The sequence below is a fragment of the Citrobacter sp. RHBSTW-00570 genome (assembly GCF_013739755.1).
In the GTDB taxonomy this organism is placed as follows: Bacteria; Pseudomonadota; Gammaproteobacteria; order Enterobacterales; family Enterobacteriaceae; genus Citrobacter; species Citrobacter braakii.
Map to the genome: position 1 here is coordinate 2,976,259 of NZ_CP056399.1, position 24,100 is coordinate 3,000,358.

The 24,100-nt window shown below is 51.1% G+C and carries 27 protein-coding genes; 9 read left to right on the forward strand and 18 right to left on the reverse strand.

Annotation, left to right across the window (positions count from 1 at the left end; genetic code table 11):
* The first annotated feature begins 4 nt into the window (after nucleotides 1-4).
* Nucleotides 5-508 carry a YbaK/prolyl-tRNA synthetase associated domain-containing protein gene (locus HV237_RS14190; protein ID WP_046275927.1) on the forward strand — a complete coding sequence of 168 codons (504 nt, stop codon included), beginning with the start codon at nucleotides 5-7 and terminating at the stop codon, nucleotides 506-508.
* A 138-nt stretch (nucleotides 509-646) separates the two neighbouring features.
* Nucleotides 647-1,093 carry a DUF441 domain-containing protein gene (locus HV237_RS14195; RefSeq protein ID WP_016152803.1) on the forward strand — a complete coding sequence of 149 codons (447 nt, stop codon included), beginning with the start codon at nucleotides 647-649 and terminating at the stop codon, nucleotides 1,091-1,093.
* Here the strand turns inward: HV237_RS14195 and HV237_RS14200 are convergent.
* Nucleotides 1,050-1,868, reverse strand: a complete 819-nt coding sequence (locus HV237_RS14200; protein WP_047358592.1) for a helix-turn-helix transcriptional regulator — start codon at nucleotides 1,866-1,868, stop codon at nucleotides 1,050-1,052. The two genes, HV237_RS14195 and HV237_RS14200, sit on opposite strands and share 44 nt — an antisense overlap.
* A 99-nt stretch (nucleotides 1,869-1,967) precedes the next feature.
* On the opposite strand from HV237_RS14200, the gene HV237_RS14205 reads away from it, so the two are divergent.
* Complete coding sequence (locus HV237_RS14205) at nucleotides 1,968-3,155, forward strand: CynX/NimT family MFS transporter (RefSeq protein WP_047358591.1); 1,188 nt, start codon at nucleotides 1,968-1,970, stop codon at nucleotides 3,153-3,155.
* A gap of 37 nt (nucleotides 3,156-3,192) precedes the next feature.
* Here HV237_RS14205 and HV237_RS14210 read toward each other — a convergent pair whose 3' ends face one another.
* Complete coding sequence (locus HV237_RS14210) at nucleotides 3,193-3,900, reverse strand: CTP synthase (protein ID WP_047358590.1); 708 nt, start codon at nucleotides 3,898-3,900, stop codon at nucleotides 3,193-3,195.
* A 198-nt stretch (nucleotides 3,901-4,098) separates the two neighbouring features.
* Here HV237_RS14210 and HV237_RS14215 point away from each other — a divergent pair, with 198 nt between their 5' ends.
* Nucleotides 4,099-4,446 (forward strand): DUF488 domain-containing protein, encoded by a 348-nt coding sequence (locus HV237_RS14215; protein WP_016152799.1) that lies wholly within the window; start codon nucleotides 4,099-4,101, stop codon nucleotides 4,444-4,446.
* A gap of 7 nt (nucleotides 4,447-4,453) precedes the next feature.
* On the opposite strand, the gene HV237_RS14220 is transcribed toward HV237_RS14215, so the two are convergent.
* On the reverse strand, nucleotides 4,454-4,702 hold the full coding sequence (locus HV237_RS14220) for a DUF333 domain-containing protein (protein ID WP_047358589.1): 249 nt from the start codon (nucleotides 4,700-4,702) through the stop codon (nucleotides 4,454-4,456).
* A gap of 186 nt (nucleotides 4,703-4,888) precedes the next feature.
* Here HV237_RS14220 and HV237_RS14225 point away from each other — a divergent pair, with 186 nt between their 5' ends.
* From HV237_RS14225 to yoaJ, 3 genes are read left to right on the forward strand one after another with little or no spacing between them, the layout of a single operon-like run.
* A complete protein-coding gene (locus tag HV237_RS14225) occupies nucleotides 4,889-5,914 on the forward strand; it encodes a sensor domain-containing diguanylate cyclase (RefSeq protein ID WP_047358588.1) in 1,026 nt (341 codons plus the stop codon).
* 47 nt (nucleotides 5,915-5,961) lie between these two features.
* On the forward strand, nucleotides 5,962-6,060 hold the full coding sequence (locus tag HV237_RS14230; protein WP_032941789.1) for a YoaK family small membrane protein: 99 nt from the start codon (nucleotides 5,962-5,964) through the stop codon (nucleotides 6,058-6,060).
* Nucleotides 6,061-6,062: 2 nt separating this feature from the next.
* Complete coding sequence (yoaJ, locus tag HV237_RS14235; RefSeq protein WP_101700011.1) at nucleotides 6,063-6,137, forward strand: protein YoaJ; 75 nt, start codon at nucleotides 6,063-6,065, stop codon at nucleotides 6,135-6,137.
* A 49-nt stretch (nucleotides 6,138-6,186) separates the two neighbouring features.
* On the opposite strand, the gene HV237_RS14240 is transcribed toward yoaJ, so the two are convergent.
* Nucleotides 6,187-6,435 carry a GlsB/YeaQ/YmgE family stress response membrane protein gene (locus HV237_RS14240; RefSeq protein WP_016152796.1) on the reverse strand — a complete coding sequence of 83 codons (249 nt, stop codon included), beginning with the start codon at nucleotides 6,433-6,435 and terminating at the stop codon, nucleotides 6,187-6,189.
* Between the two features lie 359 nt (nucleotides 6,436-6,794).
* On the opposite strand from HV237_RS14240, the gene fdhF reads away from it, so the two are divergent.
* Entirely contained in the window at nucleotides 6,795-8,942 is a 2,148-nt protein-coding gene (gene fdhF, locus HV237_RS14245) for a formate dehydrogenase subunit alpha (RefSeq protein ID WP_047358587.1), read from the forward strand.
* Nucleotides 8,943-8,991: 49 nt separating this feature from the next.
* Here the strand turns inward: fdhF and HV237_RS14250 are convergent, their stop codons facing one another.
* The 10 genes from HV237_RS14250 to HV237_RS14295 form a co-directional block, all read right to left on the reverse strand.
* Nucleotides 8,992-9,639, reverse strand: a complete 648-nt coding sequence (locus HV237_RS14250; protein ID WP_016156293.1) for a hypothetical protein — start codon at nucleotides 9,637-9,639, stop codon at nucleotides 8,992-8,994.
* A gap of 215 nt (nucleotides 9,640-9,854) precedes the next feature.
* On the reverse strand, nucleotides 9,855-10,037 hold the full coding sequence (locus HV237_RS14255) for a DUF1869 domain-containing protein (protein WP_003832433.1): 183 nt from the start codon (nucleotides 10,035-10,037) through the stop codon (nucleotides 9,855-9,857).
* Nucleotides 10,038-10,040: 3 nt separating this feature from the next.
* Nucleotides 10,041-10,403 (reverse strand): DUF1971 domain-containing protein YeaR, encoded by a 363-nt coding sequence (gene yeaR / locus HV237_RS14260; RefSeq protein ID WP_005120376.1) that lies wholly within the window; start codon nucleotides 10,401-10,403, stop codon nucleotides 10,041-10,043.
* Nucleotides 10,404-10,576: 173 nt separating this feature from the next.
* Entirely contained in the window at nucleotides 10,577-11,215 is a 639-nt protein-coding gene (gene leuE / locus HV237_RS14265; RefSeq protein WP_047358620.1) for a leucine efflux protein LeuE, read from the reverse strand.
* Between the two features lie 140 nt (nucleotides 11,216-11,355).
* A complete protein-coding gene (gene zinT, locus HV237_RS14270; protein ID WP_230330239.1) occupies nucleotides 11,356-11,967 on the reverse strand; it encodes a metal-binding protein ZinT in 612 nt (203 codons plus the stop codon).
* Between the two features lie 124 nt (nucleotides 11,968-12,091).
* The gene (locus tag HV237_RS14275; protein WP_047358586.1) at nucleotides 12,092-12,682 is read right to left on the reverse strand and encodes an ATP-binding cassette domain-containing protein; all 591 of its coding nucleotides are present in this window, start codon (nucleotides 12,680-12,682) and stop codon (nucleotides 12,092-12,094) included.
* The gene (locus HV237_RS14280) at nucleotides 12,666-13,460 is read right to left on the reverse strand and encodes an ATP-binding cassette domain-containing protein (protein ID WP_047358585.1); all 795 of its coding nucleotides are present in this window, start codon (nucleotides 13,458-13,460) and stop codon (nucleotides 12,666-12,668) included. The genes HV237_RS14275 and HV237_RS14280 overlap by 17 nt, the downstream gene beginning before the upstream one ends.
* On the reverse strand, nucleotides 13,454-14,266 hold the full coding sequence (locus HV237_RS14285) for an ABC transporter permease (protein WP_047358584.1): 813 nt from the start codon (nucleotides 14,264-14,266) through the stop codon (nucleotides 13,454-13,456). Before HV237_RS14285 ends, HV237_RS14280 begins: the two co-directional genes overlap by 7 nt.
* Entirely contained in the window at nucleotides 14,256-15,230 is a 975-nt protein-coding gene (locus HV237_RS14290; RefSeq protein WP_016156289.1) for an ABC transporter permease, read from the reverse strand. Before HV237_RS14290 ends, HV237_RS14285 begins: the two co-directional genes overlap by 11 nt.
* A complete protein-coding gene (locus HV237_RS14295) occupies nucleotides 15,230-16,816 on the reverse strand; it encodes an ABC transporter substrate-binding protein (RefSeq protein WP_047358583.1) in 1,587 nt (528 codons plus the stop codon). Before HV237_RS14295 ends, HV237_RS14290 begins: the two co-directional genes overlap by 1 nt.
* Nucleotides 16,817-17,248: 432 nt before the next feature.
* Between HV237_RS14295 and HV237_RS14300 the strand changes: the two genes are divergently transcribed.
* Entirely contained in the window at nucleotides 17,249-19,336 is a 2,088-nt protein-coding gene (locus HV237_RS14300; protein WP_181541563.1) for a TonB-dependent receptor, read from the forward strand.
* A 285-nt stretch (nucleotides 19,337-19,621) separates the two neighbouring features.
* On the opposite strand, the gene htpX is transcribed toward HV237_RS14300, so the two are convergent.
* From htpX to HV237_RS14320, 4 genes are all read right to left on the reverse strand, one after another.
* Nucleotides 19,622-20,503 (reverse strand): protease HtpX, encoded by an 882-nt coding sequence (gene htpX, locus HV237_RS14305; RefSeq protein ID WP_003034964.1) that lies wholly within the window; start codon nucleotides 20,501-20,503, stop codon nucleotides 19,622-19,624.
* Nucleotides 20,504-20,695: 192 nt separating this feature from the next.
* Nucleotides 20,696-22,744, reverse strand: coding sequence for a carboxy terminal-processing peptidase (prc, locus tag HV237_RS14310; protein WP_029139508.1), 2,049 nt, complete (start codon nucleotides 22,742-22,744; stop codon nucleotides 20,696-20,698).
* A gap of 19 nt (nucleotides 22,745-22,763) precedes the next feature.
* A complete protein-coding gene (gene proQ, locus HV237_RS14315) occupies nucleotides 22,764-23,450 on the reverse strand; it encodes an RNA chaperone ProQ (protein WP_003833781.1) in 687 nt (228 codons plus the stop codon).
* Nucleotides 23,451-23,546: 96 nt separating this feature from the next.
* Nucleotides 23,547-24,044, reverse strand: coding sequence for a GAF domain-containing protein (locus HV237_RS14320; RefSeq protein ID WP_016152783.1), 498 nt, complete (start codon nucleotides 24,042-24,044; stop codon nucleotides 23,547-23,549).
* Between the last annotated feature and the right edge of the window lie 56 nt (nucleotides 24,045-24,100).

Sequence of the window (24,100 nt, forward strand, 5' to 3'; positions counted from 1 at the left end):
AGTCATGACGGAAGTGAACAAAGGTAACGCAACGCATCAGCGTTTAATTTCGCTGTTGTCAGAACAAGGCGCAACGTATCGCGTGGTAAGCCATGAAGCGGTCGGCAAATGTGAAGCGGTTTCTGAAATTCGCGGTACCGCACTGGGCCAGGGAGCAAAAGCGCTGGTTTGTAAGGTCAAAGGCAACGGCGTTAATCAGCATGTCCTGGCGATTCTTTCTGCCGACCAGCAGGCCGACCTGAGTCTGTTAGCCAGTCATATCGGCGGGTTAAGAGCATCACTTGCCAGCCCGGCGGAAGTCGATGCACTGACAGGTTGCGTATTTGGCGCTATCCCACCGTTTAGCTTCCATCCAAAACTTAAGCTGGTCGCCGATCCGCTATTGTTTGAGCGTTTTAATGAAATTGCGTTCAATGCCGGAGTGCTGGAAAAATCCGTGATCATGGATACCGCAGATTACCTGCGTATCGCGCAACCGGAATTACTCCCGTTCCGCCGCGTACAATAGCCGTCCGAGTCAGGAGTAAAAAACGCAGCATCGTGCATTAGCCCAAAAAAAATCATAATCATTAAAAAAAGCCTGTTCCGTCACGCGTTTACGCGTACAGTAAGCAGGCTTATTTTTTCTTTTGGCAAGGAAACTACGATGTTTGATGTCACTCTGCTGATCCTGCTCGGACTGGCAGCTCTGGGCTTTGTCAGCCACAACACCACTGTCGCTGTTTCAATTCTGGTGCTGATCATTGTTCGTGTTACCCCTCTGAATACGTTCTTTCCATGGATAGAAAAACAGGGCCTGACCGTCGGGATTATAATTCTAACCATTGGCGTCATGGCGCCGATCGCCAGCGGAACGCTCCCCCCCTCCACGCTCATCCACTCCTTTGTGAACTGGAAATCACTGGTCGCTATTGCCATCGGGGTATTCGTCTCCTGGCTTGGCGGGCGCGGTGTCACGCTCATGGGTAGCCAGCCTCAGCTTGTGGCCGGTTTACTGGTGGGTACAGTACTGGGCGTGGCGCTATTTCGCGGTGTGCCGGTGGGACCGCTCATTGCGGCAGGTCTGGTGTCATTGATTGTTGGGAAGCAGTAGCCAGTCCAGCCAGATAACGGCCTGGCGTCTGTCCCAGGCCTTTTTTGAACATGGTGATAAATGCCGTGGTCGAATCGTAACCGAGCATTTGCGCAACCTGTTGCACGTTATGACCATCTATCAGCGCCTGCAGCGCCAGAATCAATTGAAGCTGGTGACGCCAGCGGCGAAAACTCAACCCCGTTTCTTTAACGACCAGACGGGCGAGGTTCCGCTCACTCATCGCAAATACGCTGGCCCACTGTCCCAGCGTCTGCCACTGCGCGGGCTCCCGCGCCATCGTCGCGACCATTCTGCGGATTTTCGGGTGATCGGAAACCGGCAACTGCATTTGCTCCTGCGGCTGCTGCGGGAGTTCATCAAATAACACTTGCGTCAGCCGCTGGGTAGACGGCTCCAGCCGTTGATCATCCGTTTTGGACGCCAGCGCCAGAATGAGTTCCCGACATAATGGGGCGATTTTCAGGGTGCAGCAGCGTTCAGGCATCACTACTGCCTGCGGCTCAATAAACAAAAAGCACAGTTGCGCCCCAACGGTAACGTGATTGCTGTGTGGAATTTCACCGGGGATCCATACCGCATATTGTGGAGGCACCATCCACATGGCATTTTCAACCTCACAGGTGATCGCGCCATGCAAGGCCAGAATCAACTGCCCCTTACGGTGCTGATGCAGCGGACTGAAGAGTTCATCTTCCCGGGCCTGTATACAAAACGCCACCGCCGCATCGTGGTAAAGGTCGGGCTCATACCCATCCAGCCTCAGTCCTAACATAAAAATGTCCGTTTTTAGCGATAAACTGTCATTTTAGCTTGATTCATCCATTGAGTAAAAACGCTAAAGTATCGCCTCGCCTGACGATATGAGAAAAAAATGACAAATATGCCTTCCTCCCGCGGCAAAAACGCAGCCTGGCTGATCGCGGGGATCCTGATGATTGCCACCACGCTGCGCGTCACCTTTACCGGAGCCGCCCCGCTGCTGGATGCAATTCGCACCGACTACGGCCTGAGTACCGCCCAGACGGGACTTCTGACCACCCTGCCGCTGCTGGCCTTCGCACTGGTATCGCCTCTGGCCGCCGCCGTTGCACGCCGTTGGGGTATCGAACGCAGCCTGTTTGCCGCAATGCTACTGATTTGCGCTGGTATTGCGATACGTTCTCTGCCCACGCCAGGTTTCCTGTTTAGCGGCACCGCTATCATTGGTTGCGGAATCGCGCTGGGAAATGTGCTGTTACCTGGGCTGATTAAGCGTGATTTTGCTCAGCATGTGGCAAAACTCACTGGCGCATACTCGCTGACTATGGGCGCAGCGGCGGCACTGGGTTCAGCTATTGTGGTTCCGCTGGCGCTGAACGGGTTTGGCTGGCGCGGTGCGCTGATGGTACTGATGGTCTTTCCGCTGCTGGCGCTGATTATCTGGTTACCCCAATGTCGCCAGACGGCCAATGCCAGTTTGAGCAACTCGCGCGCGTTGCATTCCCGCGCGATCTGGCGCTCGAGCCTCGCCTGGCAGGTGACGCTATTTCTCGGGATCAATTCACTTATCTACTACGTGATCATTGGTTGGCTACCTGCCATTTTAATCAGCCACGGCTACAGCGAAGCGCAGGCCGGTTCGTTGCATGGTTTACTGCAACTGGCAACCGCCGCGCCGGGGTTATTGATCCCTCTCGTCCTGAACAGATTTAAGGATCAGCGCGCCATCGCCGCACTGGTTTCGTTAATGTGCGCCGTCGGCGCAGCCGGATTCGCGGTAATGCCCGGGCAGGCTTTGCTGTGGACCATACTGTTTGGCTTTGGCTCAGGCGCCACAATGATCCTTGGTTTGACCTTTATTGGCCTGCGCGCAAGCTCAGCGCATCAGGCCGCGGCCCTGTCCGGCATGGCACAATCCGTCGGGTATTTACTGGCTGCCTGTGGGCCACCGCTGATGGGTAAGATTCACGACCTCAATGGTAGCTGGCTGATTCCATTAGCTGGGGTCGCCGTGTTAGCAATACTGATGGCAGTGTTTGGTCTGTGCGCGGGGCGTAATCGGGAGATAGCAAGCGCATAAAGCAGCGGGCAGGTTTGAGTATAACCTGCCCGTTTTTTTATCCTCGCGCAGCGCGCAGCATTGCCTGAACTAACGGCACGGGTTTTCCCGCCAGCGCTCCACGTTCATGCTGAAAGAGTGTGCCGACAAAAAAAGGATGCGTCACCAGCTCAATGGCACGGATATCACCCGCCTCATCCCAGCCAGTCACACGAAGATCACCGCTCTCAAGCTCGGCGGCAAAATCTTCCGATACGCCATAGTTGCAGTGATACCCCTCGGAGATAACACCCCGTCCGTAGGCTTTGGCAATCAGCGTATTGGCCCTCAGTTCAATATCATCCGTTTTTTCTACCAGCGAGCAGGTCAACGGTGCGATGACCATCCGCCCCATGGTATCCGTTTCCGCATGGGCAGCATCACTCCAGCCCAGCACGTTGCGGGCATACTCCAGAATCGCATGTTGAAAACCGCCACAGGTCCCGAGGAATGGGATGCTGTTTTCACGCGCGTAGCGTATCGCGATCAGTGCGCCTTCCAGGTGCCGATATGGACTGCCAGGAACGACCCAAATAGCATCATAGCCAATCAGATCTTCACTGCTGCTAATATCAGAGGTGGTTAGCCAGTCATAATCAGCCACTAATTCCAGGACGGCAGCGGCATCATCGATAGCAAGAGGAATGGCCTGATGCGCCACAATATCAGGGCTGTAATCACCCACCAGCGCAATGCGAAGCGTATCTTTAAACGGGGAAATTTCCATTAAGCTTTCCTTATGTCCAGACAATGAGGGACAATATAAGGAGCCTCAGCCTACCGATTTTTTGTTGGTACCACAATCCCTTAAATTGGGAGTCAGGACGGGCAGAATGTTACAATTGTCACGTTTTACGATCTTATTTAACCGTAATAAAGGTGTTGAAATACATCAAAGCAGTGGATTAATGGAGCGGATGAAAAGATGAAAATTCAATGTAAACGCGTGTATGACCCAGCAGAAAAAAATGATGGTTATCGCGTACTGGTCGACAGGCTGTGGCCTCGCGGGGTAAAAAAGACCGACCTTATTTTTAACGAATGGAATAAAGCGCTTACGCCATCATCTGATTTACGCAAGGCGTTCCACGCAGAATTGATTGATTTCACACACTTTTCCGAGCAATATCGCGCTGAACTCGCCCTACAGCAGCAGGAAGGAAAGCGTCTCGCAGAGATTGCCCGACAGCAAACCTTAACGCTACTGTATGCGGCGAAAAACACCCAGCAAAACCACGCGCTGGTGCTGGCTGAATGGATACGTCAATGCTAACCGGATTTCATTTGCCCGTTGTCGGATGCTCTCTGCGCCAGAGCGCCCATTCATCAATCACTTCCCCGCCCGGTAATTTGCAGTCCGACCTTACGCCTTGCGGGGTCTGCACCGCAATCAGCGAGCCGCCCTTTTGTTCGCAATATACCGAAGCCGGATTCGCCAGACCAATCTTCGGCGGTTTGGGGGCTTCGGGCTGAGTGGTACATCCCGCTAACACCAACAAGCCGGGCAAAATTATAGACGCCAGTTTCATATCGACTCCTGTTAAAAACCTTATCCCGGCAGGTTACCCCGACTTTCCATCTATCTCCATGTTTTACTGCCAGCTTTCAATTTAATGTTTAAATTTTGAGCGGGATGGCGTGTTTCATCTTTCATCTTGATGTTCTATCATGCGGGCCACGTTAGCCCAGTCATTACTCAGGAGCATTTACACCTCATGTCGGACATGATCCTTGCCAGAGTCTCACAATCCTTAGCCACGGAGCAGTCAGTTGAGAGCCTGGTTCGGCAACTTCTGGAGATGCTGGAAGTGGTGACTGAGATGGAATCCACCTATTTAACTAAGGTCGATTTAGATGCCCGCCTGCAGCATATTTTGTATGCGCGCAATAGCAAGCAGATGCAGATCCCTGAAGGGCTGGCCGTACCCTGGGATGAGACGCTATGCAAACGCGCCATAGACGAAAACTGTCTGTACAGCGACAACGTCCCCGCTCGCTGGCCGGAGTGTACCGCCGCCCGCGCGCTGGAGATAACCACTTTCCTGAGCACGCCGGTTCATCTTCCCGACGGAACGTTTTACGGTACGCTCTGCGCCACCAGTCGCCACCAGCACGCATTAAGCCAACGTGGCGAACAGGTGTTACATCTGTTTGCAGGCCTGATCGCCCAGTCAATTCAAAAAGAGTCGCTGGTTGCTCAGTTACGCGAAGCGAATGCCGCGCTGATTGCGCACTCTTACACCGATGCTCTGACCGGATTACCGAATCGGCGCGCCATTTTTGAGAATGTTGAGACTCTTTTTTCCCTTGCCCGACATCTCAGGCAGAAGATTATTTTTGCCTATATTGATTTGGATGATTTCAAATTGATCAATGACCGCTTTGGCCACGAGGTTGGCGACCAGTTTCTGATCCAGATTGGTCAGCGTCTGCTTCGCGAATGCGGTGACAATGATATCCTTGGGCGACTGGGTGGTGACGAATTTTTAGTCGTGAGCCTGTCACCGGAAGATGACAGGGATCCGCGGGACCGCCTGCAGCAGGTGAAAAATCAGCTACAACAGCAAATTTGTGGTGACTACCACCTGGGCGACATTCATCTATTTTATCCTGGCGCCAGTCTGGGCGTGGTGGAAATTAATCCGTTGGAGACTGATGTAAACTGCGCGCTTCACCTCGCAGACAGCGCAATGTACAAGGATAAAAAGCGTCAGGATAAAACCACTTTTGTCGTACATTAAGCCCTGCTATGCTAACCCGTCTTTAAATAACTCTGGCAGATAATCGTATGCGACTCGGTATTATTTTCCCCGTCATCATTTTCATTTCCGCTGTCGTTTTCTTATCCTGGTTTTTTATTGGCGGCTACGCTGCGCCGGGAGCATAACGATGAAAAAAACAACGCTTATTATGATTGGCGTGGCTATCATCGTCGTTCTGGGAACAGAATTCGGCTGGTGGTGACCTAAGAAAAAGGCCACATATTAGTGGCCTCTATTGTCTGTATGTTTAATTAGCTTTTGATTTTTCTATAGATAAACAACACCACAATCGCACCGATCACCGCCACGGCGAAACTGCCGAAGTTGAAACCATCGACTTTACCAAAACCAAAGAAGGTGCTGATCCAGCCACCCACTACTGCACCGACAACCCCTAAGATAATGGTCATAAAGAATCCGCCGCCATCTTTACCCGGCATAATCCATTTTGCCAAAATCCCAGCAATAAGACCGAAAACCACCCATGAAATAATGCCCATAATTTCCCTCGCTTATGTTTTTAAATTAACGATTCACTCGTCGTATAAAAGCATAGCATAGCGCTGAAAAATTAAAATTTGTGATCGCTATCACTTCTGTTTTTCATCTTTTTCTGATGTTTCATAAGGTTACACCGCTGACCGGCAGACTAATTTTGTCGCGCCTCGTCATTAATGTCGAATCGTCAGTCATTCTGCTTAACGCTTTGGCCGTCAGCCCCTGCTATTGCTGGGTTTTCACTTCTGGCACACTTTATGCTTAAACAGCCCGTCACTACGACACATCGTAGTCCGCGATGCGTATCGCGTGACTGCGTCTACAATTCGCGCTATTTCAGCATTTAACAGGTCTGTTATTGATGAAAAAAATCACCAGTGTATGCCCATACTGTGGGGCCGGGTGCAAGCTCAAGCTTGTTGTTGAGAATAACAAAATCATCCGCGCTGAGGCCGCAGAGGGTGTAACGAACCAAAATCAGTTATGCCTGAAAGGCTATTATGGTTGGGACTTTCTTAACGACACTCGCCTTCTGACTCCCCGTCTGACCCGCCCGATGATCCGTTATGAAAAAGGTGGAAAATTCACTCCCGTTAGCTGGGATGAAGCCATTCGCTACACCGCAAAACGCTTAACTGAAATCAAAAATACCTATGGCCCTCGTGCCATCATGACCACCGGATCTTCCCGTGGAACTGGGAATGAGACCAACTACGTGATGCAAAAATTCGCACGTGGCGTGCTCCATACCAACAATGTCGATTGCTGTGCCCGCGTCTGTCACGGCCCTTCCGTGGCCGGGTTACAGGAAACGTTAGGCAATGGCGCCATGAGCAATTCCATCAGCGACATTGAAAACTCAAAATGCCTGCTGATCTTTGGTTATAACTGTGCCGATTCACACCCAATTGTGGCCCGCCGGGTAATTAAAGCTCGCCAGAACGGCGCAAAAATCATTGTCTGCGACCCACGCCGGATTGAAACTGCCCGTATCGCTGACCAACATTTGCAGTTGAAAAACGGTTGCAATATGGCGCTGGTCAACGCGTTTGGCCATGTTCTCATCGAGGAGCAACTCTACGATCGCGAGTATGTACAAAAGCATGCGGAAGGACTGGAAACATACTGGGAAACCGTTAAGGAGTATGCGCCTGAAGACGTTGAACATTTAACCGGTGTTCCCGCACAGCAGGTTCGTCAGGCGATGCGTACATTTGCTGCGGCGCCATCGGCCACCGTGATGTGGGGGATGGGCGTCACCCAGTTTGGTCAGGCCGTTGACGTGGTTCGTGGTTTGTCGAGCCTGGCCTTGCTGACCGGAAATCTGGGACGCCCTAACGTCGGTGTTGGCCCGGTGCGCGGGCAAAATAACGTGCAGGGCGCGTGCGATATGGGGGTGCTGCCTAACCAGTTTCCAGGGTATCAGGACGTAACCGATTTCGCCGTCAGGGAGAAATTTGCCGCCGCATGGGGCATTGACGTTAATCAGATGGATGACAAGGTTGGGACCCGCATCACCGAAGTTCCGCATCTGGCTATCGAAGGCAAAATCAAAGCCTACTACATCATGGGAGAAGATCCGCTGCAAACCGAGGCCGATTTGGGTCTGGTCCGCGAAGGATTTAACGCGCTCGATTTTATCGTCGTGCAGGATATCTTCATGACCAAGACGGCGGAAATGGCCGATGTCCTCCTGCCTGCCACCTCATGGGGTGAACACGGTGGCGTCTTTACCTGCGCCGATCGCGGTTTCCAGCGTTTTGAGAAAGCGATTGAACCCACTGGTGATGTAAAGCGTGACTGGGAGATTATCAGCCTGCTGGCCAGCGAAATGGGCTATCCAATGCAGTATCAAAATAACCAGCAAATCTGGGATGAGATGCGCGAGCTGTGTCCACTGTTCTACGGCGTGACCTATGAGAAAATGGGTGAGATGGGTCATGTTCAGTGGCCATGTCCGGATCTCGATAGTCCTGGTACACCCTACCTTTACGCGCACAGCCAGTTTGATACCGCCAATGGCAAAGGCAAACTGTTTGCCGCACCGTGGCGAGCGCCAGCAGAAGTTCCTGATGAACAATATCCGCTGGTTCTGTGTACCGTGCGTGAAGTTGGGCACTACTCCTGCCGTTCGATGACCGGCAACTGCGCAGCGTTGCAAGCACTGGCAGACGAGCCTGGGTATGTGCAAATCAATACCCATGATGCTGAAAAAATGGGTATTCGTCATCGCGATCTGGTATGGGTCAGCTCGCGCCGCGGTAAGGTTATCAGCCGCGCGGATGTCTCCGAGCGCATCAATGTCGGAACGGTCTATATGACCTATCAATGGTGGATTGGCGCGTGTAACGAGTTAACCCAGGACAATCTCGATCCTATTTCGAAAACGCCGGAAACCAAATATTGCGCCGTAAATATTGAGCACATTACCGATCAGGGGTGGGCAGAAAAATATGCCGCACAAACGTATAGCGATATGAAGTCACGTCTATGTGAGGCTATTGCGTAAGTCACCGCCATCATCGCCTGAGTCTGGCTTTCCAGACTCAGGCCTTATCTCATGACTTCGCCAGCTGTGGTTCACTGAAGCGGATGGATGCAGCTTCCTCCTGCTTATCCCGCCGCATAAAGCCGAGGTTCATCAGAAACAATCCCGCCATAAACGGTAGTTCGTACAGTTCTTCAATCAGATCGCCATACTGAGCATTGTGCAGAAAGATGGGAGCCAGCAGACGATGATGCTCTACCGTATCGGAGATCAAAAATGCACAGGTGGTGATCGCTAACAGCCACAGAGGTAGCGGTTCATTGCGAAAGCGACGGGCAATATCCTGGCGTAAGCGCTTCGAAATCAGCACTGGCAGAATAATCATGGCAATCAATACCACTGAGATAGCCCGGAACAGGAGTTTAGGATGCTCAGGAAAATAATCGCGGCCCCAACTTGTGCTTCGGCCCAGTAATACCAGCCACCACGCTGCCGCCCAAAGCCAAAATTGCTTCTCGCCTTCGGGACGTGATAAGGGCCTGATGTAACTGAGTGTAAATATGGCACCAAACAGCAGCCATAGCGCCTGGCCATTTTCAATCCAGCTGACGACAGTACCGTTAAGTAGCGGGAGATGCCAGTTCGCGGCGAACGGGATCGCCACGATGGCTAATCCGAGAATGATTGTGGGTAATGTAAGTCGGGTATTGAGTTTCATAAGCGCGATGTTCTGTTTTATATCTGGTTCGCGATCATAACCCCTGTGAATGATCAACTATTAGCAATCAATGCGAATCTCTTAAGGTATTCTTAAGGAATCCTTTCTGGATATTTCCCTGTTTCGCCCACAAAAAAAACGCACTGCGCCGTCAAAGCGCAGTGCGGTTTTTAGATTAAAAACTAATATATTCAATCAGTAGCAGTGACTAATGCCTACCACCCGCAGACTTCGTGCTCATTTTCGGTATCGTACGAACGCACGGTATTGACCAGATCTTTGACCACTTCAGCTGCCACATCCGGCACCAGTAATGTCATTGGCGCCTCTGTTTCATAATCAACAGAAACACCGTTGCTGTTATTGGTCACTGTTACGGTATAGGTTGCTTTACCCATGATTTACTCCTTGCCGGTGCGCACGACTTTTCGTTGATTTGCACTCTCCATCAGAACTTCCGGGGCAACGAAAAAATCGATATTAAAGTAAGTGTCGTCGGTCATCACTTCGATGTTATGCCATTTTTCCGGTGGAAAAACGCCAAACTGACCGGCTTCAATAATCATCACCTCTACTGGCTCCGGGCTGTGTTCGTCTGCGTATCCGAGATATTTGACCGCCCCCTGCATAACCGAAAGTCGAGGATAAACCCCGGCTCGGGTCCCTTTATCAAGGTGGCGTTCGAAAATTCCGGCAGGCGCCGTTTCTTTGTTCCAGAATGGCGTAGAGCGTGTATGGATATGATTCTGTGGAATTTGAAGCATTTTTCTTCCCTTTTCCAGTCGACAACCAGCGAGTCATATTGAACCGCTGCTGTATACAGGGTACGCCTCAAAATATACATTTAAAATACCATTTATTGGTTACAACCCTACGATTATAAATGAAAAGCAGAGCGCAATATTAAAGGCCCGCCGCAATCAGCGGGCCGATGGCATCACGATTGAAGCGTGGCCAGACGGGCGGCAAAACCAACGAAAATCAGGCCGATAAGGGAATTCCCCACTTTGGCCAGTTTCTTCTTCGTACGGATATATTGCGTCACAAACGCGCCGGAGAAAATAAGGAAGCTCAAATAGAAAAAGCTCACTATCTCAAGCGTAATAGCCAGAATAAAGAATGACAGCCCTGAATGCGGCGCATTGACATCAATAAACTGCACGAAGAATGACACATAAAACAGAATAGCTTTGGGATTGGTCAGGCTCAGGATTAATGCGCGCTTAAAAATAGCGCCAAACGGGACTTCCTCAGGCGCGGCGTCGCTTGCTTTCGATTTCAGTGTTGCATACAGGATCTTCGCGCCAAGATACAGTAAATAGAAAGCGCCAAGATAACGAACGATATTGAACAAAACGGGCGTTGTTTTAATCAATGCGGCAACACCGGCATAGGCCAAAAACATCAACACGGCATCACCAATAAACACACCGCTGGCGGCGAGATAACCCCCCTTTACTCCCCTACCGACGCTGTTTTTCAGCACAAATATCGTATTTGGCCCCGGTACCAGCACGATAAAAACAGCCCCCACCAGATACGTCCAGTAATTCAGAACTCCATACTCTGCGAACACGTTAACCTCTTCCTGAAAAAACACATGCACTTGCTGCGATACAATATGCTAACGAATGCGACAGGTGATGGAAAGAGCAGGTTATTAATTAAAAAAACCCGCCACTGGTGGCGGGTGTGTACAGAGAAGGTTAGCCCGGATTAATGGTGCAGCATCTCATCCACTACTTCTTCGCCCTTCAGCTGATAAGGGTAGTAGGTAGGCCAGTTTTCCATCTCCTCAAGCAAGGCAGCCTGCGAGGTATTTCCCATAAAGATATGGAAGTGGCTCGATTTACGCGGCGCGATAATATGATCGCTGAATTGCACGTATTTAGGCGCTTTGCTGTCAGCGGCTTTACACTCAAACAGATACCGTACACCTTTCTTGCCTGATTTATAGTGCAAGATTTTATACCCGGCATAATCGTATTTGCACGATGCGACCTGATTACCGGTGTGAAATTCCATCACGCCATCTTCGATGCCGATGGTGTCTACATTGGTTGCATAGCCTGTACGGTAATAAGCTTTAATTTGTTCTGCCGTTTTGCTTTTATCTTTCTCCGCTTTCTTTTTGAAAACCGGATCAAGTTCGCCACTGACCAGATACGGATAGACAGATTGCCACATGCCATCCCAGTCGGACAGCGCCCGGTTCTGCACCTGGTTATCATCAAATACCCCTTCCGACGCCTTTTGTTCTGCTTCACTCATCGGCGCACCATGGGAATGATGACCATGGGCCAAAACCTGCCCACTGACCAAAAGCATCCCCAGAGCGATTGTCAGTTTGTTAAAACGAATAGCCAAAATTTCACCCTCAAATCGTTTGCGAGTGAATTGTTATAATATAACGTAACAGTTTAATCAATAGACATTACTGCACGTTATTGCCTCACGCTTCAATGAGTTTTCTGGAGCAGATCTGATCAAGCAGAGCCTGCTGATGGCTGATAATGAGCATACCTAATGGCCGACGCTGGCACTCTTCAAGCAGCAATACCCAGATATCTTTTTGAATGGAAGGATCGAGCTGGGCGGTAATTTCATCGGCAATAAGAAAACGTGTCCGCGGATCCAGCGCGCGAAGTAAAGCAATTCGCGCCAGTTCACCGCCAGAAAGCTGTCCGGGACGGCGGGTTAACCACTCAGGGTTGATGTGAAGACGGGTAAGCAGTTCAGCATCAGGTCGCCAGGCATCATAAACCGCATCGCCGGTGCTACGCCGCGGGTTAAAGGTTAATTCCGGATGCTGTGGCACCAGTTGCACCGGGCAATACTGGTGCATTGGCAGCGGTTGGTCATCAACCAGAATGTCACCCGAGGTCGGTTTTTGCCAGCCCGCCAGTACGCGTCCCAGCGTTGTTTTGCCGGTTCCGCTGGGTGCACAAACCCCAATGCGTTCTCCGGGGCGCAGAGAGAAGTTCAGATTTTGCCATAGCACCTTTCCTCCCTGACAAATCGTCACTTCACGACAGCACAGCATCGCGCTCTCCAAAAAGTTGATTTCTTTCAGGCAGCGCCCGCCATTGGCGTTGCAGATGCTCGCTTATCTCTCCGCGTAACAGCTGTTCCCGGCTGACGTTATCCGACACCCTTCCCTGATGCAGCGCGACAATGCGGTCCGCGTGGCGAGCGGCCAGCGTAAGGTCGTGCGTTACCCATAAAACGCCAGCCCCTTGCTCACATTGCTCACGTAGCTGTTCAAGCAGTTGATTAGCCAGCGGTGCATCAAGCCAGGCGGTAATTTCATCCGCCAGAATATAGCGAGCCTGGCTCAGCGACGCGTGACAGGCCAGAACACGTTTCGCCATCCCCCCCGAAAGCTGGCGTGGGAAGGCATCTAATACGCGACTTTCTAGTTGGCTACGCTGGAGCAATCGTTCAATTTTTCCGGCATTCCAGGCCTGGCCGGAGAGCTGACTTGCCCTGCGCAGATGCTTTTCAATCGAGAGCAGCGGGTTAAGCGCCTGAACGCCTTGCGGGACATAGCTGAAAGTATTACCACGACATTTGCGAATATCATCACTATCCAGCGTTTTCCCCTCCAGGGTGATGGAGCCGTTGCAACGCAAATTGTCCGGTAAGAGATCAAGCAGACATTGCAGCAACAGGCTTTTACCTTCCCCACTTCCCCCAACTAACGCCACCATCTGACCAGGCGCTACGTCGAAAGAGATATCCTGCAACAGCGAAGACCAGTTTCTCGCGCCGTACCAGCGATAACGCGCCACGTCCAGCGAGACCTGTCTTAAACTCAACATGCGTCACCTCGTAACCATAAACGATGCACTGCCCTTGCGAGCTGATCGAATAACATAACCAGACTGAATAGCATCAGCCCGGGAAACAGCACTAACCACCAGTCGCCATGACTGATAAACCTCAGCGCATCAGCCAGCAACAGGCCCAGCGATGGTTCATGCGGCGCCAGCCCAAAACCGAGGAAGCTCAACGCCGCGCTGTGCAACACCGCGTGGGGAAACATCAGCAAGGTTCCCGTTAACCACTGGGGTAACAATGCCGGGAGATAGTGATGCCGCCAGCAGTAAAAATGTCCGTGTCCCAGACGCCAGGTTAACGTCAGATAGTCACTGTGGGCCACGCGCTGCGCTTCGGCACGCAGGATTAGCGCCAGACGCGGCCAGTGGGTCAACGCAACCGCCATAATCACCCCATTTTTTCCGCCGCCCAGCGTGAAACAGATCAATATGAGCAACAGCAGATGCGGCATTGACAGCATGGCATCGGTAATCAGACGCATTAGTACATCCAGACGCGGATGTATACGTGAAACCGCTGCCATCAGTAATGCGATGAAACCGCTGCACAACGCCGCGCCAATACCAATTTGCAGACTGGTTAACGCGCCCTGAAAGCAACGAATCCACAGATCGCGACCGAGGTTATCGGTGCCAAACCAATACAGCGCATCAGGCGGTAAATGACGGGCAAGCAGATTAACGCTCAATGGGTTATCCAGCGTCGCTGCGCCATACACCGCAATGCATAGCAGGCAGCTAAAAGAGAGCAGAAGACGAATCAGCGTCGGCGTCGGATTATAGAGCATCAGGTCGCTCCAGAGCACGGTTCAACACATGGACAAGCCAGGTAGACAACGAGTTGCCAATGAACACCAGTACGGTACTGAACAACACAATCCCCATCAGTAACGGCAGATCGCCGCGCAATCCGGCATCAATAGTGGCCTGTCCCAGTCCCGGATAAGCAAAAACTTTTTCCGCCAGCAGTGCGCCGCCCAGCAATTCTCCCAGCGAGGCAAACTGCAGGCACAGCGCGGGCGTGATAGCATGGCGCAGAACCTGATGACGCAGCAGCGACCAGCCTTTATCTCCCTGAGAACGCGCAAAACGGACAAAATCGCTTTTCATCACGCTGGCGATACTTTCCCGTGTATGAAGTGTAATTTGGCCAAGTCCCAATAAACTAAGCGCGCAAACGGGCAGCACTAAATGGCGCAGACGCTCAGCCAGCGTGGCCATATCGCCACTGTTGCCCGGCTCCCACGCGCAGCAGACCGGAAATACCGGCCAGCGCACGGCAAATAACGCCAGCAGCAGCATGCCAATCCAGAAGGTCGGCAACGACGAAAGCAGATAGCTGAGTCGACAGATTGCTTTATCCGGCCAGCGATTCAGATAACGACCCGCGACAAATCCCATTGCCGTTCCCAGTATACCGGAGAGCAGCCACGCGCCGCCAAGCAAGGCAAACGAAGTTGCAAAGCGCTCCTTGATTACGCTGGCAACCGGTGCATTAAACAACATTGAGTAGCCGAGATCGCCCTGCAATACACGTATAAACCAGTGACCAAAACGCTCCCATAACGGCTGGTCTAATCCCCAGCGAGCAGCGATACGCGCATATTGTTCCGGCGGCACGTGCAGGAGATCGTTGCCGATATAGGCGCGAATCGGATCGACAGGAGAAAAGCTGAGTAGCATAAAAGTGCCAGCCGCAACCAGCACTAATAACACTATCAGCCGTAGAAAATGGCCTACAACAGACTTCATCAACGGCAGGTCCAGGTCCATTCATCCAGATTATTGAGCAGTGACCAGCTACCGTGGATCTCCGGCGCGCCTTTGCCTAAGTCAATACACGGATTTGCCAGATAAGTGTGCTGAATGTTCAGCAGCCATGCCCAGGCGGCATCGCCCTGCACCCCAGCCCCTTGCTTGCCATCCCACTCCACCTGTTGCCAGAAAGGCAACGCTTTTTGCCAGTCCGGAGCATCAATGGCCTGTTTAAGATGTTGTTCAACGACGGGATTGCTGTAATAGCCTGGATTGTAGTATTCCACGCCCGCGGCCTGATTGCTGTAGTGATGGAAAAGCTCCATCGGATCCAGGCTTCCCCAGCCAAACAGCGTCGGATTCGAATGCATATGCCGCTCAACGGTTTCCCAGCTTCCGGATTGCAGCGAGACCTGAATACCCACGGGCTCCAGCATCGCACGTACGGCCTCGGCTAAATCCCGGCGCGTACTGTCACCGCTGGCGTACCACAGAGTCAGGCGAGCCTCTTTACCGTCTTTCACACGTACGCCATCTTTCCCCACCTTCCAGCCGGCTTCTTCCAGAATCATCCGTGCTTTTTCGCTGTCGCCATCTTTGAACGCAACTGACTGTCCCTGCCATGGCAGGCCCTGAACCGCGCTATACGCCGGAATCGCATGACCTTCCATGACCTGATCGGCAAGTTGTTTACGATCGATGGCGTAGTTGATGGCGCGTCTGATGGCGATATCAGCCGTAATATCGTTACCGATCGGATAACCATTGGCGTCTTTTTTACCCGCTGGAACCATCGGGAACACAATGCCACGATTTTCCACGCTGTCGCGTACCCAAAGCTTCAAATTCTGCTGTTGAGGCGCAACCGCCATCGAAGGCGCGATACGCACGAGTCCCAGTTGACCACTGCGCGCTGCGGCATAAGCGTTATCTTCATCAAGGAAGACAAACACCAGCTTACTGAAATCATTTTTCTTACCGGCATACCAGGGGTTCGCCTCCACGATCAGCTGTTGCCCCGGCTGAAAACTCACCAACCGATAAGGGCCCGCGCCAATCGGATTTTTGGCGAATGTTTTTTCGTCATACCGTTTTTCTGGAACAATACCCAAAGAGCCCAGCACGTTCACAAAGGTGCTCTGCGGGCTGCGCAGCGTAATTTCTACCGTGCGGTTATCTTTTAGGCTGGCATGAGTAAAGTTACCCATGTCGATTTTGCCGCCGCTCTTTGCGGCTTTATTATAGGTGAACACCACATCTTCAGCGGTTAGCGGGGAACCATCGGAGAATTTAAGGTCGGGTTTTAACGTCAACGTCCAAGTTTTGCCGTCAGCGCTGGTTTCAACTTTTTCCGTCAGCAGGTTATCCCAGCTCATATCTGCGTTTTGTTTTAATAATGGTGCATGCAAAAGCAAATAGCTGCCATGACTCCAGCCCAGCATCGGGTCAAATCCTTCCGTTGGCTCAGGTCCAATTGCCAGCTTCAACGTCTGCCCCTCTCTCACATTTTGCGCGGCGAGAAGTGGTGAGGTTAATGCGAGAGTCAATGCGCACGTAAGCAGTGCCAGCTTGCCTTTAATCATTATGTTATCCAGATTTGCGTTATTTTTATGCCGCTCAACGATTCATTGCCGTTAAACGGTCTCCTGGGGAAGGGATTATGGCGGACTGAAATGACGAAAAAAATGACGCGGCGCAGAAAAGTATGACGATTTTCTAAAATTATCATACTTTTTTCTGATACTCCTAATTGAGTACCTTCTGAATCAGAGAAAATAGATTAAATGTTAGCCATTCAATTAATGGCAAATTAATTACAACCTAATGATTACAAATGCTAATTATTGGTCATTTCAGCTATTTACTTAGCTAAAATTAATGACAATTTATGTATATTTATTCAAGAAAAACACCAGAAGTGATAAGTTATGTAAACATATAATGATAATTATTTTTATTATCATTCCCATCAATTATCTTACTTCCTTTGAATTTTTAACAAAGGAAGTTTGACTATGCGCTTAAAACCTATTGCTTCTGTTGTTCTGTCCTGTCTAGGATTTTCCAGTCCCCTGGCCTTCGCTGAAGATGTTATGGTGGTAACCGCTTCCGGTTACGAAAAGAAAATCACCAACGCTGCCGCCAGCGTCTCCGTTATTTCACAGCAAGAGTTACAAACCAATAAATATAATGATTTAGGCGAAGCCCTGCGTTCTGTTGAAGGGGTGGATGTTGAAAGCAGCACCGGTAAAACCGGTGGCCTGGAGAGCAGCATCCGTGGCATGCCCGCCAGTTATACCCTGATCCTGATTGACGGTATTCGTCAAAACGGCAGCAGCGATGTGACGCCAAACGGCTTCTCAGCTATGAATACCAGCTTTATGCCTCCACTGGCAGCAATCGATCATATTGAGGTGATCCGGGGCCCGATGTCGACGCTTTACGGCTCCGACGCAATCGGTGGCGTGGTGAATATCATTACCAAAAAAAGCACCGATAAATGGAGCACCTCCATCAATACCGGCGTTAACCTGCAAGAGAGTAATAAATGGGGTAACAGCACGGTCGCCAACTTCTGGTCAAGCGGCCCGTTAATCGCTGGCGTACTGGATATGCAGGTTCGGGGTAGCACCACCCAACGTCAGGGTTCCAGCGTTACCTCCCTGAGCGATACCTCCTCCACCCGCGTACCTTATCCTACCGAGTCAGAAAACTATAACATCGGCACGCGACTCGACTGGAAAACGAATGAAAGCAATACGCTATGGTTAGATCTCGACTCCGCCAGACAGCGCTATGATAACGATGACGGTCAGTTGGGTAACCTGACGGGGGGTTACGATAAAACGCTGCGCTATGAGCGTAACAAAGTCACCCTCGGCCACGATACCGCCTTAACGTTCGGCACATGGAAATCCTCCCTCGGCTGGAATGAAACTGAGAACAAAGGACGACAACTGGTCTCCTCCGCACTCACGCCAGAGAACGCAGGCCGGGCCGGTGACGCACGTGAACTGAAGAACACTAACGTCATTCTGGACTCAGTACTGCTGACGCCATTAGGTGATTCGCACCTCTTAACCCTCGGCGGGGAATATTGGGATGCGCGGATGAAAGACGGTGTGGTGCTGGCCAATACCGGCGAAACGTTCCATCAAAAAACGTGGGCAGCCTATGTAGAAGATGAATGGCATATTCTCGACTCGTTGGCCTTAACCGCAGGGACACGCTACGAGCATAACGATGTCTTTGGCGGTCATCTCAGCCCACGCGCGTATATGGTATGGGACGTATCCGACGAATGGACGCTCAAAGGCGGCGTGACGACAGGTTATAAAGCGCCATCACTGAGCCAGTTACATAACGGGATCAGCGGCGTCACCGCGCAAGGAACCGTGAATACGGTCGGTAATCCGAACCTAAAACCTGAGGAAAGTATCAGCTATGAAACCGGGCTGTATTACGAGAACGACACCGGGCTGAACGCCAACATTACCGGCTTCTATACCGAATACAAAAATAAAATTGTCTCGTATTCTATCGATGATAATACCAACAGCTATACCAACAGCGGCAAGGCAAGGACCGATGGCGTTGAATTTGCCAGCACCTTCCCTCTGTGGTCGGATGTGCTGACTTTATCCCTCAACTACACCTACACCCAGAGCAAGCAAAAAGATGGTGACAATAAAGGCGCGCCGTTAAGCTACACGCCAAAACATATGGCTAACGCTCGCCTGAACTGGCAGGCAACGGAAGATATGAATGCCTGGCTGAGCGCACGTTATCGCGGTAAAGCCCCACGCTTTACCGAAAATTACAACAACCTCAGCGCAGTACAAAAGGCCGTCTATGACGATAAAGGCGCTGATTTAAAAGCCTGGACCGTTCTCGACATGGGGATGTCTTATAAGCTGACCAAAGATCTGACGCTGAATACGGCGGTCAATAACGTGCTGGATAAAGACTTTAGCGAGGTTAAACTTTATCAGGTGGGGCGTAATAGCACCTACGCAGGAGATTACTATCAGACTGCACAATCCACTACCGGATACGTAAACCCGGGCCGTAACTATTGGGTATCATTAAACTACCAGTTCTGATTTAGTTTTTTCCTACCAGACGGGCTGTCAATGATAGCCCGTCTACCACTGGGTTTCATCAAATGCCCGGCACTGTTCTTTTTGCCAGCCAGCGGGGCTCCAATGTTTTTACCAGAGATAAAGCGGCAAGGAATATTTTCGTCCCCGGCAGAGAAAAAATGGCGGAATGAGAGGTAAAGCAGAACTGGGACAGAATAGTCTGGGCGAGACTTTAATCGATAGCTTTAAATAGCCATTATGTTTTATGAGTCACGGAGCAACGGGTGCCCCGTGACAGTCATTAACTTACTTCAAATACTCTCCGCTGCGCAGCGCTTCAATACGTTTATCCAACGGCGGGTGAGTCATAAACAGCTCACTCAACGACTTGGATTTACCGTTGATGCAGAACGCCATCATGCTGGTCGCTTCCTGCGGCTCATAGCTGGTTTTCAGACGCTGCAGCGCGGCGATCATTTTCTCACGCCCCACCAGTTTTGCTGAACCGGCATCCGCATGGAATTCACGATGACGTGAGAACCACATGGTAATAATGCTCGCCAGAATACCAAACACCAGTTCCAGCACCGTCGCCACTGCGAAGTAGATCAATGGGTTGCCGTTACTGCCCTCACCCTCATCGCGGTTTCCGCCCATAAAGCCAGCGGCAATTTGCGCCAGAATACGTGAGATAAAGATAACGAAGGTGTTCACCACACCCTGAATGAGCGTCATGGTAACCATATCGCCATTAGCAATGTGGCTGATTTCATGCGCGATAACGGCTTCGGCTTCGTCCGGGCTCATGTTTTGCAACAGGCCTGTACTCACAGCCACCAGCGAAGCATCCCGGCGCGCACCGGTAGCAAACGCGTTAATATCTGGCGCATGGTAGATTGCAACCTGCGGCATAGCGATCCCAGCCTGGCGAGCCTGATTCGCTACCGTATTCATCAGCCAGCGTTCTCTTTCATTGCGAGGCTGTTCGATCACTTCCCCACCAACGGATTTTAACGCCATCCATTTGGACATCAGCAGCGAAATGAAGGAACCACCAAAACCAAACAGCAGTGCCATGATCAACAAGCCTTGAACGCTGCTTGACTGAATCCCTGTCAGGCTCAATACCAGCCCGAAAACGACCATCACAGCCAGGTTCGTCAGCAGGAAGAGCGCGATTCGCATCATAATTTTCTTTTAACCTCAATTTAACAAAACGCACTATGCGATTACCCATATCGTATGGGTCTTATGGCTATTTTCAAGCATCCATAGGTGCTAAGTCACCAGAAAGACACAACTTTACATTTTATCGTATCACACTGACGTCTTCATGCGTTTGTTAAAAAAACAGGCACAATTTCTTGTGCCTGTTGGAGGTTATTTACTGGTTGCGGGCTGTTCCGCTGGCTTTTCTTTTTCAAGATGCGCCAGGTCAAGCGCTATTTTTACCGTTTCATCCAGGTAGGGATCTGGTTCCTGGTAATCCTTCGGTAAATCGTCCAGTTTTTTCAGCGGCGGCTTACCTTCTCGCTTAAACCGATCGTTGATACGCGCCAGACGCATTGCGTCATCTTCGTTATTCTCTTTCTCACGCTGAGCGTAATTGAGAGAAGCGATGTTGCGTTTATCCTTCATCGCATTGAAACGCGCAATATCCTTCATGATGTACTGGAACTCAGGATCGTTGGCAATACGTGCATTGTGCTCTTTTAACAATTCAGGTCCGAACGGCGTCAGATTCTCTGATTTGGTGTAGGTCGCAGCATCAATGCTATCCCACGGCAGCGCGTTATCTTCAAACTTCTCACCGGTTTCCGTTTCTTCATTACCTGTCGGCATGATGATGTCCGGCGTAACGCCCTTACGCTGTGTACTGCCACCGTTTACACGGTAGAATTTCTGGATCGTATACTGAACAGAACCCAGCGCCGGCCATTCCGGACGCAGCATCTGATCATAAATACGGTTCAGAGAGCGATACTGCTGTACAGTGCCTTTCCCGAAAGTCGGTTCACCAACGATCAGCGCACGACCATAATCCTGCATTGCCGCAGCAAAAATCTCTGATGCCGAAGCACTGAAGCGATCGACTAACACTACCAGCGGGCCTTTGTAGTACACAACGCCGTCGGTATCGCTGTCTTCACGCACTTTACCGTTATTGTCACGAACCTGAACCACCGGGCCGGAAGGAATGAACAGACCGGAGAGCGAAACGGCTTCGGTCAGCGCGCCGCCACCGTTAGTGCGCAGATCGATAATGATGCTGCTGACGTTCTGTTTTTCCAGCTTCTGCAACTGAACTTTGACATCATCCGTCAGGCCAACATAGAAGCCAGGGATATCCAGTACGCCGACTTTTTCTTTGCCAACGGTTTTCACGGACATTTTCACGGCGCGGTCTTCGAGACGAATACGTTCACGCGTTAACGTGACGGTACGCGTCTTAGTACCTTTACCGGCAGGCAGGATTTCAAGGCGAACTTTGCTGCCTTTGGGTCCTTTGATCAGCGCAACAACGTCATCCAGACGCCAGCCAATCACGTCGACCATTCCCTTACCGGTCTGACCCACGCCGACAATACGGTCGCCAACGCTTATTGCTTTGCTCTTGGCTGCCGGGCCGCCCGCCACCATGGAGTTAATGACGGTGTAGTCATCATCCATTTGCAAAACCGCGCCAATACCTTCCAGAGACAGGCTCATTTCAGTATTGAACTGTTCGGTATTGCGTGGAGAGAGATAATTAGTATGCGGATCGATCTCACGGGCGAAAGCCGTCATCGCCAGAGAGAACACATCTTCGCTGTTGGTCTGCGCCAGACGACGAATCGCAAACTTGTAGCGACGCGTCAGCGTTTCACGAATTTCCGCATCGGTTTTGCCGGTCAGCTTCAGGCTGAGTTCGTCAAATTTAACCTTGCCGTCCCACAGCGCGTTAAGCTCTGCTTCGCTCTTCGGCCATGGCGCTTTGCTCCGGTCGAGGTTAAAGGTGTCGGTACCGGTGAAATCCATTGGACGTGCCAGTACGCTTAAAGCGTACTGATAACGTTCAAATCGGCGTTTTTGCGCCAGATTATAGAGATCGTAAAAGACATCCAGCTTGCCGGTACGCAGTTCATCGCCAAGGACCGTTTTCTTTTTTGCATACTGTTCGATATCGCTCGCCAACAGCACGTTGTGGCTGTAGTCGAGCAGATTCAAATAGCGGTCAAAAATTTTTGCCGAAAACGCCTGATCCAGATCGAACTGGCGATAGTGCGAACGCGTAAAACGCGATGTCACACGTTCACTTACCGTCGCATGCTGGGTTTCTTCCTTTAAAACGGGGATTTGATCGGCACGCGTGATATCTTCCACAGCAAGTGCCTGGCCTGCTAATGCAAGCAGACCAGCTAACGCAGTAAGCCTAAAAAAAGTGTTCATGCCAGGCCTGGCCTCCGTTTCAGAACACCAGGTGTTCTGCGCGTACAATCAAAGACATACCCGAATTCAGCTGTACACGGACGCCATCTTTGGTGATTTCTAATACGGTGGCATCCATCGCATTATTACCTGCTTTCACCTTCAGAGACTGCCCTACCGTCAGTACTGAAATATCAGATACCGGGGTATGCTGTTCTTCACGAGGAGCACGCGGTGCTTTTGCTGCTGGTTTCTCAGCGCGAGGTTTACGCTCAGCGCCTTCTTTACGACGCGGTGCAGGACGCGGCTTACGCTCGCGACGCGGTGCGTCTTCTTTTTCACCGGCAGCAGCGGCTGCTTCGCGTTTTTTCGCCTGTTGCTCTGCACGTTGCGCCTGAACGCGGGCTTTAGCTTCTTCCAGCTGTTTGCGAGCATGTTCAACATGCTGCTCATCCAGCTCACCACAGGGGTTGCCGTCGAGATCAACACGCGTTGCGCCCAATTTAACGCCATACAGATAGCGCCAGCTTGAAGTATAGAGACGTAAGGCAGAGCGGAGCTGCGTCTTGCTGAGGTTCATTTCGCCCTCAACACGCTCTACCAGATCCTGAAAAATGCCAATTTTCAGTGGGCGCGCTTCGCCTTCCGCACTAAAACACTGCGGGAAGCGTTCGGCCAGAAACGCGATGACTTCTTTACTGCTATTCAACTTAGGTTGATTTTCCATGAAATTTCCTGATTACAACGGACGTAGCCAACAAGCGCAGGCATGAACAGGCGACATTATAATGACGTCATCAGTAATTGCTACGTTATCCGTTGATTATCCTGCGACGCGCGCAAAGAATTTTTTGTAATCCGTCGTTGCAAGCACGGTTTCAAGCTGTGCCACCAGCGTTCGCAGCCCCTGTTCATCCTCGTCAGTAAAGCGGCCAAACGCCGTGCTATCGATATCCAGCACGCCGATTATCTGATTTTCGACGGTGATTGGCAGGACGATTTCAGCGTTGCTGGCGGCATCACATGCGATGTGTCCGTCAAAAGCATGAACGTCCTCAATGCGCTGAACCTGGTTCTGCGCTACTGCGGTCCCACACACCCCGCGTCCTACCGGGATCCGCACGCAGGCGATTTTTCCCTGGAAAGGCCCCAACACCAGCGTATCGTTTTCGAGCAGATAAAAACCGGCCCAGTTCACTTCTGCAAGACGTTCGTACAACAACGCGCTGGTATTTGCCAGCGTTGCCAGAAAACTGGTTTCACCTGCCATTAATGCCTGAAAGTCACGGTTCAGATCCGTGTATAGCTCTGTTTTGTTCATTATGTAATCACTTAGTTGTCTTACTTAAAGCTGCAGCCTACTAAAATAAACATTAA

Excerpts from the sequence above, each read along its gene's own strand:
- HV237_RS14190 (WP_046275927.1), top strand. The coding sequence starts at position 5 with ATGACGGAAGTGAACAAAGGTAACGCAACGCATCAGCGTTTAATTTCG.
- HV237_RS14195 (WP_016152803.1), top strand. The coding sequence starts at position 647 with ATGTTTGATGTCACTCTGCTGATCCTGCTCGGACTGGCAGCTCTGGGC.
- HV237_RS14200 (WP_047358592.1), bottom strand. The coding sequence starts at position 1,868 with ATGTTAGGACTGAGGCTGGATGGGTATGAGCCCGACCTTTACCACGAT.
- HV237_RS14205 (WP_047358591.1), top strand. The coding sequence starts at position 1,968 with ATGACAAATATGCCTTCCTCCCGCGGCAAAAACGCAGCCTGGCTGATC.
- HV237_RS14210 (WP_047358590.1), bottom strand. The coding sequence starts at position 3,900 with ATGGAAATTTCCCCGTTTAAAGATACGCTTCGCATTGCGCTGGTGGGT.
- HV237_RS14215 (WP_016152799.1), top strand. The coding sequence starts at position 4,099 with ATGAAAATTCAATGTAAACGCGTGTATGACCCAGCAGAAAAAAATGAT.
- HV237_RS14220 (WP_047358589.1), bottom strand. The coding sequence starts at position 4,702 with ATGAAACTGGCGTCTATAATTTTGCCCGGCTTGTTGGTGTTAGCGGGA.
- HV237_RS14225 (WP_047358588.1), top strand. The coding sequence starts at position 4,889 with ATGTCGGACATGATCCTTGCCAGAGTCTCACAATCCTTAGCCACGGAG.
- HV237_RS14230 (WP_032941789.1), top strand. The coding sequence starts at position 5,962 with ATGCGACTCGGTATTATTTTCCCCGTCATCATTTTCATTTCCGCTGTC.
- HV237_RS14240 (WP_016152796.1), bottom strand. The coding sequence starts at position 6,435 with ATGGGCATTATTTCATGGGTGGTTTTCGGTCTTATTGCTGGGATTTTG.
- fdhF (WP_047358587.1), top strand. The coding sequence starts at position 6,795 with ATGAAAAAAATCACCAGTGTATGCCCATACTGTGGGGCCGGGTGCAAG.
- HV237_RS14250 (WP_016156293.1), bottom strand. The coding sequence starts at position 9,639 with ATGAAACTCAATACCCGACTTACATTACCCACAATCATTCTCGGATTA.
- HV237_RS14255 (WP_003832433.1), bottom strand. The coding sequence starts at position 10,037 with ATGGGTAAAGCAACCTATACCGTAACAGTGACCAATAACAGCAACGGT.
- yeaR (WP_005120376.1), bottom strand. The coding sequence starts at position 10,403 with ATGCTTCAAATTCCACAGAATCATATCCATACACGCTCTACGCCATTC.
- zinT (WP_230330239.1), bottom strand. The coding sequence starts at position 11,967 with ATGCTTTTGGTCAGTGGGCAGGTTTTGGCCCATGGTCATCATTCCCAT.
- HV237_RS14275 (WP_047358586.1), bottom strand. The coding sequence starts at position 12,682 with ATGCTGTGCTGTCGTGAAGTGACGATTTGTCAGGGAGGAAAGGTGCTA.
- HV237_RS14280 (WP_047358585.1), bottom strand. The coding sequence starts at position 13,460 with ATGTTGAGTTTAAGACAGGTCTCGCTGGACGTGGCGCGTTATCGCTGG.
- HV237_RS14285 (WP_047358584.1), bottom strand. The coding sequence starts at position 14,266 with ATGCTCTATAATCCGACGCCGACGCTGATTCGTCTTCTGCTCTCTTTT.
- HV237_RS14290 (WP_016156289.1), bottom strand. The coding sequence starts at position 15,230 with ATGAAGTCTGTTGTAGGCCATTTTCTACGGCTGATAGTGTTATTAGTG.
- HV237_RS14295 (WP_047358583.1), bottom strand. The coding sequence starts at position 16,816 with ATGATTAAAGGCAAGCTGGCACTGCTTACGTGCGCATTGACTCTCGCA.
- HV237_RS14300 (WP_181541563.1), top strand. The coding sequence starts at position 17,249 with ATGCGCTTAAAACCTATTGCTTCTGTTGTTCTGTCCTGTCTAGGATTT.
- htpX (WP_003034964.1), bottom strand. The coding sequence starts at position 20,503 with ATGATGCGAATCGCGCTCTTCCTGCTGACGAACCTGGCTGTGATGGTC.
- prc (WP_029139508.1), bottom strand. The coding sequence starts at position 22,744 with ATGAACACTTTTTTTAGGCTTACTGCGTTAGCTGGTCTGCTTGCATTA.
- proQ (WP_003833781.1), bottom strand. The coding sequence starts at position 23,450 with ATGGAAAATCAACCTAAGTTGAATAGCAGTAAAGAAGTCATCGCGTTT.
- HV237_RS14320 (WP_016152783.1), bottom strand. The coding sequence starts at position 24,044 with ATGAACAAAACAGAGCTATACACGGATCTGAACCGTGACTTTCAGGCA.